Source organism: Paenibacillus sp. Y660, assembly GCF_057221575.1.
The window spans coordinates 1-15504 of record NZ_JBXBBJ010000016.1; the positions used below are offsets into that span (position 1 = coordinate 1).

10 protein-coding genes and 1 pseudogene are annotated in these 15504 nt (G+C 45.2%); 8 read left to right on the forward strand and 3 right to left on the reverse strand.

Annotation, left to right across the window (positions count from 1 at the left end):
• Positions 1–620: 620 nt before the first annotated feature.
• Positions 621–1154, forward strand: coding sequence for a 2'-5' RNA ligase family protein (locus AC2TDN_RS17560; protein WP_482067621.1), 534 nt, complete (start codon positions 621–623; stop codon positions 1152–1154).
• Positions 1155–1468: 314 nt separating this feature from the next.
• Here AC2TDN_RS17560 and AC2TDN_RS17565 read toward each other — a convergent pair whose 3' ends face one another.
• Positions 1469–2866 carry an MATE family efflux transporter gene (locus AC2TDN_RS17565; RefSeq protein WP_484689373.1) on the reverse strand — a complete coding sequence of 466 codons (1398 nt, stop codon included), beginning with the start codon at positions 2864–2866 and terminating at the stop codon, positions 1469–1471.
• Between the two features lie 94 nt (positions 2867–2960).
• Positions 2961–3677 (reverse strand): FadR/GntR family transcriptional regulator, encoded by a 717-nt coding sequence (locus tag AC2TDN_RS17570; protein ID WP_484689375.1) that lies wholly within the window; start codon positions 3675–3677, stop codon positions 2961–2963.
• 116 nt (positions 3678–3793) lie between these two features.
• Between AC2TDN_RS17570 and AC2TDN_RS17575 the strand changes: the two genes are divergently transcribed.
• From AC2TDN_RS17575 to AC2TDN_RS17605, 7 genes and pseudogenes are all read left to right on the forward strand, one after another.
• Entirely contained in the window at positions 3794–4072 is a 279-nt protein-coding gene (locus AC2TDN_RS17575) for an FAD-binding oxidoreductase (protein WP_484689376.1), read from the forward strand.
• Between the two features lie 7 nt (positions 4073–4079).
• The gene (locus tag AC2TDN_RS17580) at positions 4080–4340 is read left to right on the forward strand and encodes an FAD-linked oxidase C-terminal domain-containing protein (RefSeq protein WP_484689377.1); all 261 of its coding nucleotides are present in this window, start codon (positions 4080–4082) and stop codon (positions 4338–4340) included.
• A 137-nt stretch (positions 4341–4477) separates the two neighbouring features.
• Positions 4478–5033, forward strand: a pseudogene (locus AC2TDN_RS17585) (alpha-L-arabinofuranosidase C-terminal domain-containing protein); the annotation flags it as partial.
• A gap of 448 nt (positions 5034–5481) precedes the next feature.
• Positions 5482–9840: an S-layer homology domain-containing protein gene (locus AC2TDN_RS17590; RefSeq protein ID WP_484689379.1), complete on the forward strand. Its 4359-nt coding sequence runs from the start codon at positions 5482–5484 to the stop codon at positions 9838–9840.
• A gap of 314 nt (positions 9841–10154) precedes the next feature.
• Positions 10155–11198 carry a multicopper oxidase domain-containing protein gene (locus AC2TDN_RS17595; RefSeq protein ID WP_484689380.1) on the forward strand — a complete coding sequence of 348 codons (1044 nt, stop codon included), beginning with the start codon at positions 10155–10157 and terminating at the stop codon, positions 11196–11198.
• 18 nt (positions 11199–11216) lie between these two features.
• Positions 11217–12416: a ZIP family metal transporter gene (locus AC2TDN_RS17600; protein ID WP_484689382.1), complete on the forward strand. Its 1200-nt coding sequence runs from the start codon at positions 11217–11219 to the stop codon at positions 12414–12416.
• A gap of 26 nt (positions 12417–12442) precedes the next feature.
• Positions 12443–12643, forward strand: coding sequence for a twin-arginine translocase TatA/TatE family subunit (locus AC2TDN_RS17605; RefSeq protein WP_484689384.1), 201 nt, complete (start codon positions 12443–12445; stop codon positions 12641–12643).
• Positions 12644–13233: 590 nt separating this feature from the next.
• Here AC2TDN_RS17605 and AC2TDN_RS17610 read toward each other — a convergent pair.
• Positions 13234–15387, reverse strand: a complete 2154-nt coding sequence (locus tag AC2TDN_RS17610; RefSeq protein WP_484689385.1) for a heavy metal translocating P-type ATPase — start codon at positions 15385–15387, stop codon at positions 13234–13236.
• Between the last annotated feature and the right edge of the window lie 117 nt (positions 15388–15504).

The window sequence follows — 15504 nt, forward strand, 5'->3', positions numbered from 1 at the left end:
TATTGAACTGTTTGCTTCTTGTATGTTTCATCATGCTCGATCTTCTTCACAGACACAGTCTCCCTCGTTCAAGTTGTTGAATCTAGTATAATCTGTGTCTACTATTCAGTCTAACTTCACTATGTGTTGCCTCCAAACTGGCAACACATTCTTCGTTGAGCTAACGGGAAACGATATACTTTGTTTTCCTTGAACAGATGATATTCAGTAAAAAAGTCACAAGAAGAAAAAAGTCACCGAATAAGTCACAGAAAAATCGGTTAAAGATGAAAGTTAACGAAATTCTTTAGGGGTTATCTTGTTAATATGTTTAATAAACATGAAAAATGAACAATAATGAAAGTGTGCGAAAGGTAATGAAAAATGGGCGGTATGATGTAATCGCATCATCAAAACCCTTGATTTATCTGAGATTAGAGGACCCTTCGGGGTCCTTTTTTTGTTTAAGGTAACGAAAAGGTAGCATTCCTTGCAAAATAACACAGAGAAAATAAAGCTTTAGACTGACGGTGTGTCAAACTAACTGGCAGGATAGCGGTAATGACTTGTAGAAATAAGAGGAAACTATGAATCGATAAACGAGATCCTATATAAAGGAAGGATGTCAGATGAGGTGTGAAATGCAATATTTCATTGGTATTGTCCCACCAGACGAATATAAAGAGCAAATTGCGCTGTTTCGTAATCGTTGGACAAGTAATCGTCTCAAGGATGTTGTGGAGCCTCACATTACTGTCAAGGCGCAAGGTGGACTTACGGAAGATATGCGCTGGCTTGATAATATAAGGGAAACCTGTGCCTCAATCCAATGCTTTCAGTTATCATTCGTAGAACCAGGAACGTTTGGGAACGCTGTTACATTCCTTAGCGTTGAATCGGATGATGTATATGATTTACATAAGCGACTGGTGGGTACTGTATCACCGTCACCTGAACTAATCGAACGATACTTTGAATTGGATCGCTTTCATCCTCATTTGACCTTGGGCCAAACCTATTGGGGGATGAATGAAGTGGAGATTGAAGACATGAAACTCTCAGCGATTTACGCCTTAGCTCCTTTTCCGACCATTAACGTAAAATATGTTCGGGTATATAAAGAAATTAATCCGAACAAATACATACCTTTTGAAGATATCCAATTTGGTCGCTAATATCTATATCCAGTAACATTCAGTATAAACAAGAAATGACTCAGCTATGGGTATGGATATTTAACGTGGTCACAGGTGATTGCATGCGAATGTTAATGAAAAATGGGCGGCATGATGGAATAAGAGGCTTGAGTCCTTGCGTAGCAAGGACTCTCTTTCAAAAATACATCGGATGCCCACGTTTTGACCTCAAGATGTAGAATGAAGACATCTTAGAGAATGTAGGATTGAATCCTAAAATTCTCTAAGATGTTTTTATTTATGCTAATGCACAAATCAATATGATCTTAAGCGTCTCTCAAAATGAGCAGCTCTCATACAATCTTATGCTTATACCACGCTTCTCCCTTAAATCGTAATCCAAAGATTATGCCTCGTATTGCCCATTCCGTAACCATTGCGATCCATACCCCCACAACACCAAGCTGAAGCGAAATTCCTAATATGTAGCCAAGAATGACTCGGAATAGCCACATGGTGAGCAGCGAAGTAATCGAAGTGAATTTCGAATCGCCAGCCGCACGTAGAGCAGAAGGCAATATAAAGCTCAATGACCAAACGATAGGCTGAGCTATAGCGATTAATAGAATGAGCTGGAAGACGTCTGATACGATTGATTCAGGTGGCGAATACAGGTTAACTAGCCATGGGAAAATGAGCAATAAGATTGCAGTAATCAACACGAAGAAGACACTTGAAAGTGCTAAGAATGATTTAATAAACTTTCTTGCATCGGCGATATCTCTCCTCCCCATGCATTGTCCAACTACGGTAACAATCGCTACACTTAATGCCGTTCCTCCGATTTGGAATAGCATAGATAATGAATTACTGATTGCATTGACCGTAATTGGCAATGTACCGAGCTGAACGATATAGGTTTGCGTAAGCAATTTACCGCCGTTGAAGAACAATTGCTCCGCTGCAAAAGGAAGACCAATAAACATAATTTTTTTCAATAATGGAACATGCAATTTAAGTGCGTTTTTAAGCTTAAAGCGTAGTGTGTGATTGTAACGTAAAAGATAAATCAGTGATACAACAGCCCCTAGTACACGTGCGCTAATTAAGGAAATAGCTAGTCCAAGCACACCCATATCCAAAATGGTAATGAATAATAGGTTCAAGATAAAGTACGACAAGTTTAGTATGACAGACAAGACTAGACAAGCTTTTGTTTCAGACACACCTCGCAAGGCTCCGACAACACCTTGATAGATTGCGAAAAAGGGATAGGAGATACAACTGCCAATAAGAAATATTTTCGCATTAGAGATAACATCAGGATCAGCACTGCCAAATAAAAGGTCTATAATAGTGGAATGAAAAATGATAACGAGCGCGCATATTACGATGGAAAGCGTAGCGACAGATGAGATCGCCTGAGTTGCGGCACGAGATGCCTGCTCTTGGTTTCGACTGCCTGTGTATTGAGCGACAATTACAGTTCCACCTGTTGAGATCGCAATAAACACGCTAATAATGAAAATGTTTACCGATTCGACCATGCTCACTGCACTAACTGCTTCAACGCCTGAGGAGCTGATCATTGCTGTATTCAAAATGCTGATTAATACAATGAAGGCAGAATCAACGAAGATCGGAATAATCATCGAAAATATTTGTTTGTAGTCCATCGATGCTCCTGTGAAATATTTATTCAGCAGGGATATAATTGGACTTTTTAAGTGAGTATTCAATTTTAGCATCATATCATCTCGTTTCAGTCGGACTCATCTTAGAATTAACAAAAATAAAGCCAAATATAGAACTGCAGTTCTATATTTGACTTTATATTGAACAGAATTAATCTTGAATGGCTCCACGTTTCAGTACACTTTCGACTTTATGTAAATGAGCTTGAATTAACTGGCTGGCAAGCTCGCTATCCTGAGCTAATATGGCATCATATATAGATTGATGCTCTTTTAAGAGCAATGTGGAAGAGGACTTGTCCTCGAAAAACCACAGCTGACGAGTTTTTCCTATTGTCTCGGTTAGCTTGCAAGTAAGTGAGCTCATTAATGTATTAAGCAGTTCATTATGTGAGGCAGCCGCTATAGCTAGATGAAATTCGATATCCGCCTGTTCACTCATTTGCGTATTGTTCATTTCCAAAGCTTGCTCCATTTGTTCAATAATTTGCTTTAACCTCTCGAGATCCTTATCGTTTCGACGCTCGGCAGCGAATGCAGCACTGCCGCTTTCAAGCCAAATACGAACCTCCAGTATTTCTTTTACATTTTCCGATTCCTCGAATGGATCACGCGAGTTGCTTTGTGAGGCAGGCAATACTTTACATACAAAGGTACCTCCGCCATGCTTAACATCTATCCAGCCTGTAGCCTTTAATGCGCTCAATGCTTCACGAATGGTGGAGCGACCTACTCCAAAGGAGGTACTAAGGTCAACTACGGACGGTAGTTTTTGGCCAGGCTGTAAGTGACCTTCCTCAATTTGTGAAAGAATGGCTCTTTGCACAAGCTCATGTCCTTTTTCAGTTTCTACCTTTATCGGCTGCATAGAGCTTTTAACCTCCCGAAGATACAACTATAGACTATACTGTACAACTTTATTACACTATAATCAACACGAAGTCATCAGATGACCTGCTCACTTTTGCGATGGAGGGATCGATTATGTTGAATAAAGCTGTAGTTAGTCAAATGCGAGAGATTGTAGGAGAAAAGTTTTTTCGGACAGATCAGGAGGCGTTAATCGCACATTCCTATGATGGAACGCCGATGTTGCAGGCAATGCCTGATGGGGTTATTTATCCAGAATCAACAGAGCAGGTTTCAGAAATTATGAAGATAGCTAACAGCAATCTTATTCCGATTGTAACAAGAGGCTCGGGTTCGAATCTTTGCGGTGGTACAGTACCCTTGCAAGGCGGGATTGTGATGGTTATGCATTAAAAATCAAATGATTCCGGCAAGATTAGAAGTATTGGATAATCCGACCATTCGGGTTGTTGATGATTTCGCGAAAATCGGTTTGCCGCTAGATATGGCCGCGATCCTCATTATTGAGCAGGATGGTGAACCAGAAATGGTTGAACGTGCTATTGAAAAAATACAGCTTATTTGCAAGGAAGAGCAGGCGGATCGAATTGCTGTAGCAGCGGATCGTGAAGAAGCAGAAAAGCTGCTTACAGCTAGATACAGCTCATTCATTGCCTATTAAAGGCTGTTTCCTAAGCAATTATCTGAGATGGAAGCTATTTTACCATCCGCGAGTTCTAAGGGTGTAGTTGAGCGTCTCGGTACTTTTTATCCAGCAAAGGGTGAAGCAATCGCCAAAGTTGCGATGTTCCGCGGTTTAATTTGAGCTTTGATGAATGGAATGTATGGTTTCATTCGAACGAGGCAGATAAGCAGATTGAGCCTTGGTCTATTGGCGCCCCGCAGCCGGAGGATATTTATACGTTTGAGGATGCGCTGCTTGTCGGCAGTATGTTGATTACACTATTGAAGCATGCGGATCGGGTCAAGATCGCCTGCTTGGCTCAGCTTGTCAACGTCATTGCGCCGATTATGACGGTGAACGGAGGCGGATCATGGAAGCAAACGATCAATTATCCGTATATGCATGCATCTGTCTATGGCAGAGGAATTAACGGTGTTTGCGATCAACCGCAGTCTGGAGGAGGCGCTAAGCTTAGAATGTGACATTAGAAGCTTTCCAGAATACGCCGTATTCGAGCAAATAGTACTGGAAAACGAGAATTTAAAAGCGGTAAATTCGATTGCGGGGCAGGATGTGAAGCCGCATAGCGGCGGGCAATCGACCGTGAAGGATAGCTTGTTGGAGGCGCGCCTGGCTAAGCACTCCTGGCATGTGATTCGATTAGGCAAGAGGAAGAACGAGCTGCTGTAAAAGGTTTGGATGAGTAGGGCACTTTGAGATATTCAAACGTATATTTATAAGAAGAGACCTTTCACGAGTTCATTAAACTTGTGAAAGGTCTCTTCTTCTTTAAATAGAGAGCGCAAAAGCTAGCAGGGAAACCAACCTTTTCTACCAGATGATAAATAATGCAACCTTCATCGTAAATTTTTCCATATTCGGAAGGAGGCTAGTATTTTAAGATTGCTATTGCTAGGTATTGCTAGGGAAGGAGATGATCACAAAGAAAGTCTTGTAAGCGATTTCAAGTTATCCTGTTAACTCGAACCTTTTCACTCAAATTCAAAAAAAGCGTCAAAATGCTCAATCCCAAATAACGCAATACGTTTTGCCATCCATTTTTTCCACAACATGCAGCTGCTAATCTCTTTCCACCCGCGTTTAATGAATCATTAACTGACTCCAAGGAGGTTTTATGATGTTTAAGCAAAAAGGTATAAAAAAGGCATTTAGCTCTGTCCTTTCATTTGCGCTTGTGCTTTCGCTTATCAGCGTTTTTCCGGCATCGACGGAAGCGGCGGATAATCCGGCAGTTCATTCAGCAGCAGCAGCAGGTTCTGTCAACCTGCTGGACCCGTCCCTTTTTACGCCAGTGGCAGATGTGAATCTTAAAGTAAGCTCGGAGGACCCGAATCATCCGGGAGCAGACGCTCTGCGGACTGGCGGCAGCGGATATTGGCGAAATTCAAGCTCAAATGTATATATGAACGACTACTCGCCATCATCACTGGCTTTAACCCTTGACTTAGGCGCTCCCAAAACGGTTGATAAGCTGTACCTTGAATTACCGAACACCATCCCAAATATCCAAAGCAATGCGACTAGATTTGAGGTCTATTACTCCAATAACATCAGTTCATGGGAAAGCGCGCCTACGGTTGCCGATTCGGCGTACAATTACGACTGGAAAGGAAATGGCTGGACGCTGGCCGGAGGTACGGAAACGGAAGGCTTGTGGTCATTTGTTACATACAACGGACAACAGTGGGGATTTGATACGAAGACATTTTTGTATCCGTTTACAGCCCGGTATGTGATGATCAATACGGTGCTGGTTGGCCCGCGCGATTTGCGCGCGAACGATGACGCATCGAAGATGGGTTTATCGGGCCTGGCTATCTACGGCAAAGATGCGGTCAATAATGCGACTGTACTGGAACCTGCCAAAGCTACTTACAGTACATGGGATCAGACTGAACCAATAACGACAACGATTAATTTTGCTGACGGACAGACTCTTGCTAGCATAACGAAAGGCGGCAATACGCTTGTTTCGGGTACGGACTATTCGTTATCGGGAAATACGGTTACATTCGAACTCCCATACCTTGCTAAGCTGCCGCTCGGCACAAATGAGTTTGCGATCCATTTTAACAACGGTGACCCATCCATATTCGCACTGGACGTAACAGCCCGCGGCTATGGCGCGAATCACAAAACCATCAAGCTGAACCCCATTGAAGGCGTGTCACCCTATAATATTTTGAGCGGCGCAATGGGTACTGACGAGCCGGTGGAAGGCGTGACCAAACGGATTAGGGATGCTTACCACGACTATTACGGCAATCAGCCTATGGCGACTGCAGCTGACGACCATATCACTAGCGTTTGGGACAGCACGCTTAACAAAAATGTGTTTAAGGTCAAGGCTGACGGCAGAGGCTTGAATAACGAATTTGAAGAGAAGGTTCGCGATGGCGAATACGCCCATAAAGGTGTTTTTGACCCGCAAAAAGGTTACGTTGTAGGCGGAGCGGCAATTACGGACAGGCAGAGAATTGAAATTCGCCCAAGCGAGGATTCAACCAACGATTTTACAGCGTATGAGGGCGACTTGGTTTCCTATGAATGGCTCTGGAATATTCCCGATGGAAATCAGTGGAACCAGTCGAACTTCAGACATCTTTTCCAGTTGAAAGCGACGAACGCGCATAAGAAGGATACATTGCCGGGCGGCAACGCTGGCGGTGAAAACGGTGCATATATTCTCGCGATTTCAATCTCCGGAACGACCAACAGGACGCTTGTTGTGAACCATAACCGTTATGACGGCGACAAGACGATGCTAAGAATTCCGTTAAAGGAAATCGACGGACACTGGATTAAGGTTGAGCTTGACGCGCTTATTTCGGACTCCGGCTGGTTCACCGTTAAGATTACGGATAAGGTTACCGGCAAAATATATACGTTTGACAATCCGGATGTTTTTCAACCATTCGCAGACAAAGGCGCAACCGACGGCGGCAAAGACTTATGGAGAAGACCGGAGAGAAGCGGCGGCTTTGAAACCGAATATCCCGCTACCTTTGATCAATATTTGCGTCCAAAATGGGGCATCTACCGCAGCTCTAATAATGGCACAAACTCTGCATATGATGCGGAGCTTCAGCTTTCGGATATTACGATAAGCAAGGCAGCATCAGGCCTATCCTCTGTGAACCTTGCGCTTAATAAAAAAGCGTATAACGTAGGCCCAACAGCGGGCGCTAACCCGGTTCAGCAGCAATCGGTAACGGCTAATGTATACGGAAATGCCAACAAGCTGACGAGCGGCGTGCTGCAGGACCCGAAGGTATGGCCGGTCACCAGCGTTACGAGCCTTGATCAAATTGGAAATTATTCATGGCTCGGTACCGATGGCGAGCGAAAAGGAAGCTTCGTAATCGACCTGGGACAAGCGATGGATTATAGCCAGCTAAGGCTGTTTGCAAAATCGACCCGGTTAAAAGGCGCGACCGTTTATGTCTCTGATGATTTGGGCAACCATACTACGGCTGCTGAATTCGACGCCATGACATTTACGCAAGTGGATAAAAAGACAGCCGACGGATACACGTTTGCTACAGGCAACAATGACGGAGGTACAGATGCGGAGGACAAATCCTACCCGATAAACCTGGGCAAGACCTATCATTCCAGATATATCAAAGTAACGGTAGAGAACGCATCGGGAGGCAATGCAGATACGGATCTTACGGGGCCGCCGCGGCTTACACAAGTGCAGGTATTTAATGCGCCAACGCCTCCGCAAAATCTTAGGTTAGACATTAGCGGCTCAGCTAAAACGGTGAAATGGGAATCCAATGCTTCAAGCGAGGGCTACACGGTTTACAACGGCGAAGCGGTGCTGGCTGACTTAGCGGCAGGCGAGACAAGCTTTATTTTGCCTAGTGATGTGACTGATTTGTCCAATATTACGGTAAGGTCAAAGGGAACAGACACGTATTCCCGCAAGTTTATGATTTCGGCACCAACGCTGTTGGTACCGGTTTTTGCGGAATCGGTATCGCTGAACAAGAGCAGTCTTTCGATCAACAAGGGCTCATCTGAGAAGCTTGAAGCGACAGTATTACCCAGTAATGCTGCAAACAAAACGCTCGTATGGCATTCAAGCGATGATGCTGTTGCAACCGTTGACCAAACAGGTCTCGTTGCAGGTATAAAGGAAGGCTCTGCAACAATTACGGCAACGGTAGAAGGTACAGCCATCAAGGCAGAAGCCGTGATAACCGTTACGAAGTCTAACGGTTCTACAGGGCCAGAAACAAATCCTGGCAGCCCGACACCAACGCCAACCGCTCCACCAGCTGGCAATACGGGCATTATCGATGTTGAAAAGGATGCAAAAGTAACGAAAGAAACAACGGCTGACGGAAGCTCGGTGACGAAGGTTGCTGTAGACGCAGAGAAGCTGGAGAAAGCATTGGCGGCTCCGGTTGTGTTGATCGAAGTGAAGGGCAGCGATTCTATCGTTCATGTAGAGCTGCCTGGCAATGCCATTCAGAATGCGATCAGTAAGCAAGGCAATGTGGTTATCCAGATTAAAGCGAATGGCGCAAGCTACGAGCTGCCAATAAGCTTGTTTAAAGAGCTGCCTAAGGATTCAACCGTAAGCGTTATAATTTCTAAAGTAACCGGTAAAGCCGGAGACGATATCAACGCTGCGGTCAATAGCTTAAACGCGAAGCCAGTGATTTTGAATCCGATCGAATTTGTGGTCACGGTCAACGGCAAAGAAAGGACTGACTTCGGCAGCGTTTATGTCAATCGTACTATTAGCTTGGGTGCATTAACGATTGACTCTAGCAAAGCAACAGCCGTATGGGTGGATGCGAACAATCAACTCCACTTCGTTCCTGCCATTATTACAACGAAGGACGGATCCTCCGAGATTACGATTCGTTCGCCGCATAACAGCATATACACCGTCATCCAATCCGAAAAATCGTTTGCCGATTTGCAAGGGCATTGGGCAAAAGCGGATGTAGAGCTGCTGGCGAATAAATGGATTTTAAACGGTAAAACCGATGAGCAATTTGTACCGGATGCCCAAATTACACGTGCCGAGTTTGCGGCCATGTTGGTTCGTTCGCTTGGATTAACTGAAGTGAAGGCGGATGGATTCAATGACGTGAAGCCAAGCGATTGGTTTGCCGGAGCCGTAAGCACGGCGTTTAAAGCCGGATTGATCAACGGTTATGAGGACGGTTCCTTTAGACCAAACGCCAACATTACTCGCGAGCAAATGGTGGCGATGATGATTCGGGCGATAAAAGCGGGCGGCAAGGAGCTACAGGGTGACCCGGCTTTATTAAATCGGTTCGCTGACCTTTCGGATATTGCCGACTGGTCAAGAGATGCCATTTCGCAAGCGCTGACAGCAGGTCTCATTCAAGGAATGTCCGACAAGACATTTGCGCCGGGCGAGCCTGCGACGCGTGCGCAAGCTGCCGTAACGCTGAAGCGTATGCTGCAATCACTGCAATTTATCAACTAATGTATGACAAGACCGCCAAGCTGCTTGGCGGTCTTTTATGATTTCAAATGATGAATGCGGAAGCTCAATCACATGCCATGTCATGATCGTGGAGCCCGCTAAAATCCATGTAAATTAACTTTTTCTTCATAAAAACGAGGCAGAACAAGCGATCAAAAAAACACTTTACAAAGCGCCTAGGCTATCATATATTTTACACATATAAAAAGTTTCCTCAGGCAAACTTTTTGTCCCCGAGTAAAATAAAATTTTTTTATTAATTTTTTTGCATAGAGGCAAAATAATTTCCATAGATAAACACGGAGGTGAACGTAATGGCACTTGACCCAAATCGAAAAATTTCAAGAAGAAGCATTCTTAAAGTCGGAGCTGCCGGCCTATTAGGCGTGCTTGGAAGCAGTTTTCTAAATACAAGTGCATTATTCGGCAAGTCTGCCAGTGCGATGGGAAAGGATGAAATGCACCACACGCTCAAAGATCAAATGAAGCACGGGATGGCGCATGGTTACGACCCGGGAACGGATTCTACTCCGGGATTGGAAGCAGCAGTAAAAGCATTGACGGCATTCAACTATGGTGTTGTCAGTGCCTCGCCAGATGGCAGAACGATTCGGGAATATGATATTCAAGCATGGGATGCCGAAGTGGAAGTAGCGAAGGGTCTCAAGTTTCCAGGGTGGACCTTTAACGGTACGATTCCGGGACCAACCTTGCGTTGTACGGAGGGCGATATCATCAGGATCAAGTTCGGGAACGGCTCAGCGCACCCGCATTCTATTCATTTGCATGGTATTCATCCAACCCATATGGACGGCATGGAGCCTGTTCCGTCAGGAAGCGAGTTTGTGTATGAATTTGAAGCGAAGCCAGCAGGGCTGCAGCCGTATCACTGCCATGTTCCACCGCTGGCCAGACATATTCACAAAGGTCTGTATGGTCAATTCATAATTGATCCTAAGAAGCCAAGGAAGCCGGCAAAAGAGTTAAGCATGGTGATGAATGGCTTTGACTTGGATTTAGATGGCGAGAACGAGGTATATACGGTAAATGGCTACGCATTTGCTTACCAATCCAGACCTATTCAAGTGAAAGCGGGAGAGCTGGTACGAATTTATATCAGCAACCTAACTGAATTTGATCCGATTAATTCCTTTCATTTGCATGCTAATTTCTTTCATTATTATGCGACTGGAGCTGATCCGGATGCGAGGCCTTACTATACGGATACGATTATGCTTTGCCAAGGGGAGAGAGGCATCATTGAAGTGACGTTCCCTTCTCCAGGAAAATATATGTTCCATGCTCATCAGAGCGAGTTCACAGAGCTCGGCTGGATGGGGTTTTTTGAAGTCGTATAACAAGAGGGGGTGTATGATGTGCAGGCCGAGAGAGTAATTAAAAAGTCTAATAAAAAAGCAGCTTGGCTGCTTGGCGTACTGCCTTTGCTGCTGCTGGCAGGCATGATCTCCATTATTGCGACATGGGGAACAGGCGTGAAGGAGCAGCAGGCAGCTCCAATAGAAGTGCTGAATATTGAACGCATTATTTTGACCGATAATGGCTTCGAGGTGAGTATTCTCAATTCTGGACCTAAGGAGCTGACCGTTGCTCAAGTGGTGGTGGATGGCTCCTTCTGGAATGCGACTTATTTACCAAGCCCAACGCTAGAGAGGTTCGGCAGCGCAACGATCTCAATTCCATATCCGTGGGTGGAGGGAGATCCTCATGAAATTAAGCTAATTACCTCCAACGGTTTAATCTTTGTAGGGGAAGTAGCTGCTGCAATAAAAACGCCGGCTGCTGATACCAACAGGTTCCTGCAATATTCGCTTATTGGCTTTTATGTTGGTGTTATACCGGTGGGACTCGGGCTATTATGGTATCCCTTTATGCGCCGATTCTCATCCAAAGGCATTCAAGCGGTTATGGCATTCACGGTTGGTTTATTATTTTTCCTTGCGATTGATACGATTCAAGAAGGGATTGAGCTTGGTGCAGAAGCTCCTGGCGTATTCCAAGGAACAGGCTTGGTCTGGTTCGGAGCGGCGCTCAGCTTCTTGTTCTTGATTGCCGTTGATCAGACGAATTCGAAGAAGTCGTTAAACCATCATGATGCGGGCAAGCAGGTATCTTTCAAAATAGCTGGCGGGATAGGTCTTCATAATCTCGGTGAAGGTCTCGCAATTGGCGCTGCCTTTGCTGCCGGCGAGGCTGCGCTCGGATCATTTCTTATTATCGGATTTACGCTGCATAACATTACGGAAGGGATCGGCATCGCAGCGCCTCTCTTGCAAGCGAAGCCGACGCTAAAAACTTTCTTGGCCTTAGCTGTCTTGGGCGGTGGACCGGCTATTATCGGAACTTGGGTCGGCGGATTTGTCTTTAATCAGACGTTAGCGGCATTGTTCTTCGGGATTGGCGCAGGTGCTATCATTCAAGTCATTTATGTCATCTTCAAAATGATTATAAGAGATGCGAAGGCTGCAGGCGCACCTACCGTCTCGTGGCTTAACTTCTCAAGCCTAACGCTAGGAATCTTGCTGATGTATGTAACGGCTCTATTGGTTAACTTTTAGAACCAAATAGAAATGGGGAAATTAAAATGCCGATGAATATAGGCTTTGCGGGAATTGTATTGCTTGTTATTTTAGGCTTGCTACTGTTCGGGCCATCCAAGCTGCCGCAGCTGGGGCGGGCGATTGGAACGACGTTGTCAGAGTTCAGAAGAGGGGCAAAAGGATTAATAGACCAGGATGAAAAGCAGCAGGTGCCGGAGCCGGAGCAACCAAAGGAAACTAAATAATCAAGCAAATGGGCTGTTACAAAGGGAGTATGCACGCAGGAGGATAACTCGCTTTGAACAAAAGTGATTAAAAACATGCAAAGATGGCGGTGCAAGGGATATTCCTTTACCGTCATTTTTTATTTTAGTCAATAGTTGCTTTATTTGCCATATTATAGGTAATTTAATGAGCGCATATGCGCTTATGGCTCAGATTTGGCGTATGAGCGACGACGAATTAAGGCATCAAACACGCATATGCTCTTACAGCTCATAAATCATGTGTGTTGGTGAGCGATAAGCGCAAATATGCGCTTATCGCTCAGATTTGACGTATGATCGACGACGAATTAAGGCATTAAGCACGCATATGCTCTTACAGCAGACAAATTGTGTGTTTTGGTGAGCGATAAGCGCAAATATGCGCTTATTGCTCAGATTTGACGTATGATCGACGACGAATTAAGGCATTAAGCACGCATATGCTCTTATAGCCCACAAATCATGTGTGTTGGTGAGCTATAAGCGCACATATGCGCTTATAGCTCAGATTTGGCGTATGAGTGACGACGAATTAAGGCACTAAGCACGCATATGCTCTTATAGCTCACTTAACCAAGACGTTTCTTGCCTTCAATTAAAATGGTCAAGCTCACCAGCGTAACGAATATCGTTGCTCCCATATCGGAAAGAATGGCGATCCATAAGGTGAGCCATCCGGGGATGGTCAGCAGGAGCGCGATTACTTTCAGTCCAAGCGAGACAATGATGTTGAACCTTATGACACGGTTTACTTTCTTCGCAATTGAAACCGCCTCTGGAAGCTTGCCCAAATGGTCCTGCATCAGGACGATGTCCGCTGTCTCGATGGCGCTGTCCGTTCCTTTGCCCATCGCAATGCCGAGCTGCGCGGATGCGAGAGCGGGAGCGTCATTAATACCGTCGCCAATCATAGCTATCGTATGGTTGGCAGAGAGTTCTTTAATCCGCTGCACTTTGCCCTCGGGAAGCAGATTTCCGTAAAACTCGGATACGCCTACTGCCGTGGCTACTTTCTCTGCAGTCTTCTGATGGTCGCCAGTCAGCATGATGGTTCGTGTAATTCCCAGCTTGTGCAAGGCAGAGATAACCGAACGGCTTTCTTCACGGATTTCGTCTGCAATGCCGAACATCCCAAGCACGTGCTGCTCATCTGCGACGAGTACGAGGGTAAGGCCATCGTCCTTTAATTGTTCAATTCGGATTTGAATAGCATCGGGTATTGCAATGTGCGAGATGCTTTTTTCATTTCCAAGCCAATACGCCTGACCGTTAACTTTCGCTTTAATTCCTCTACCTGTAATCGTCTGAATCTCATCCGGCTCAGGCACGGAGATGCTTCTGCTGCCTATTTCTTTCATGATCGCTTTCGCCAGCGGGTGGGAAGACGACTTCTCGATAGCACCGGCAACCTGGAAAAACCGTTCTTCATCATAGGACACCAGCTGTGCTACATGCGGCTCGCCCTTCGTTAATGTCCCTGTCTTGTCAAAAGCAAGCGTATCGATCTTGCCAAGCTGCTCTAGAAACACGCCGCCTTTAACCAGCACGCCGTTCCGCGCGTTTCTCGTAATACCCAAAACAATCGCAATAGGAGAGGAAAGGATGAGCGCGCAAGGGCAGCCAACAATTAATACGGATAAGCCTTGATACAGCCATGACATCCAATCGCCTTGAAAGAGGAGGGGAGGTACAAGCATAACAAGAGCTGCAACAATCATAATAAGCGGCGTATAATATTTGGCGAATTTATTGATAAACAGCTCGGTTGGTGTTTTGGTCTCTTGCGCTTCCTGAATGAGATGGAGTATTTTGGCCAAGGAGGAATCCTTGTATGCTTTATCGATACGGACAAGCAGAAGCCCTTCATTGTTGATGCTCCCGCCATAAACGAGCTCTCCGGGCTCCTTCTCGACTGGAAGCGACTCGCCCGTAATGGCAGCCTCATTCACCGAGCTTTTTCCCTCTGAAACCATACCGTCCGAAGGGATTTTCTCGCCAGGCTTTATTTTCACAAAATCACCGACTTGAAGGGAGGCGATCGGAACGATGAGCTCCTGGCCGTTCTCCACCTTTAAGGCTTCCTTTGGGGCCACTTGGAGCAAAGCTTCCATGGAACGCCGCGCCTTCTCCATCCCATATCCTTCGAGCAGCTCATTAAGGCCGAACAGAATCGCAACGAGCGTAGCTTCCTTCCATTCGCCAATGGCAACGGCACCCACTAACGCAATGGTCATTAAGGTATCGATATTAAATTTTAATTTAAGTAGGTTTTTGAGTCCTCGGAAAAAGGTCGTGTAGCCGCTAATGATCGTGGCGATCACATATAGAAGAATGACCGCTTGTTTGTCGAGCACTCCGTCAAGCAGCAATGCCGCGGCATAAATAACGCCGGATGCGATAAGCAATTTAAGCATTTTCCCATTGCCATCAGCATGGCTATGACCCCCATGCCCATCATGACTGTGTCCATCATGATCATGCCCACCATGAGCGTGATGGATGTGGCCGTCTCCGGTATTCGATTCAGCGCACGTTTCGATATAGGCATTGTCCGATTTTAAAATCTTCTTGACTTCAGCCATTGAAATTTTCGGATTTACTGTTAATTTTGCCGAGTTATAGCTTAGCTTTGCACCCTCGCCATGCTCCAATTGTTTAATTTCTTCTTCCATGCGAAGGGCACAGCCGCCGCAAGAAAGTCCTTTTATTCGATATTCATTCATAAGCTAGCCTTCTTTCAAAATCAATATATGAATACTTGCTCATATAATATGTGAATCCAACATTTATGTCAAACTTATTCTCCCCAAATGTGTAATAAAAACATAAAAAAACCATCG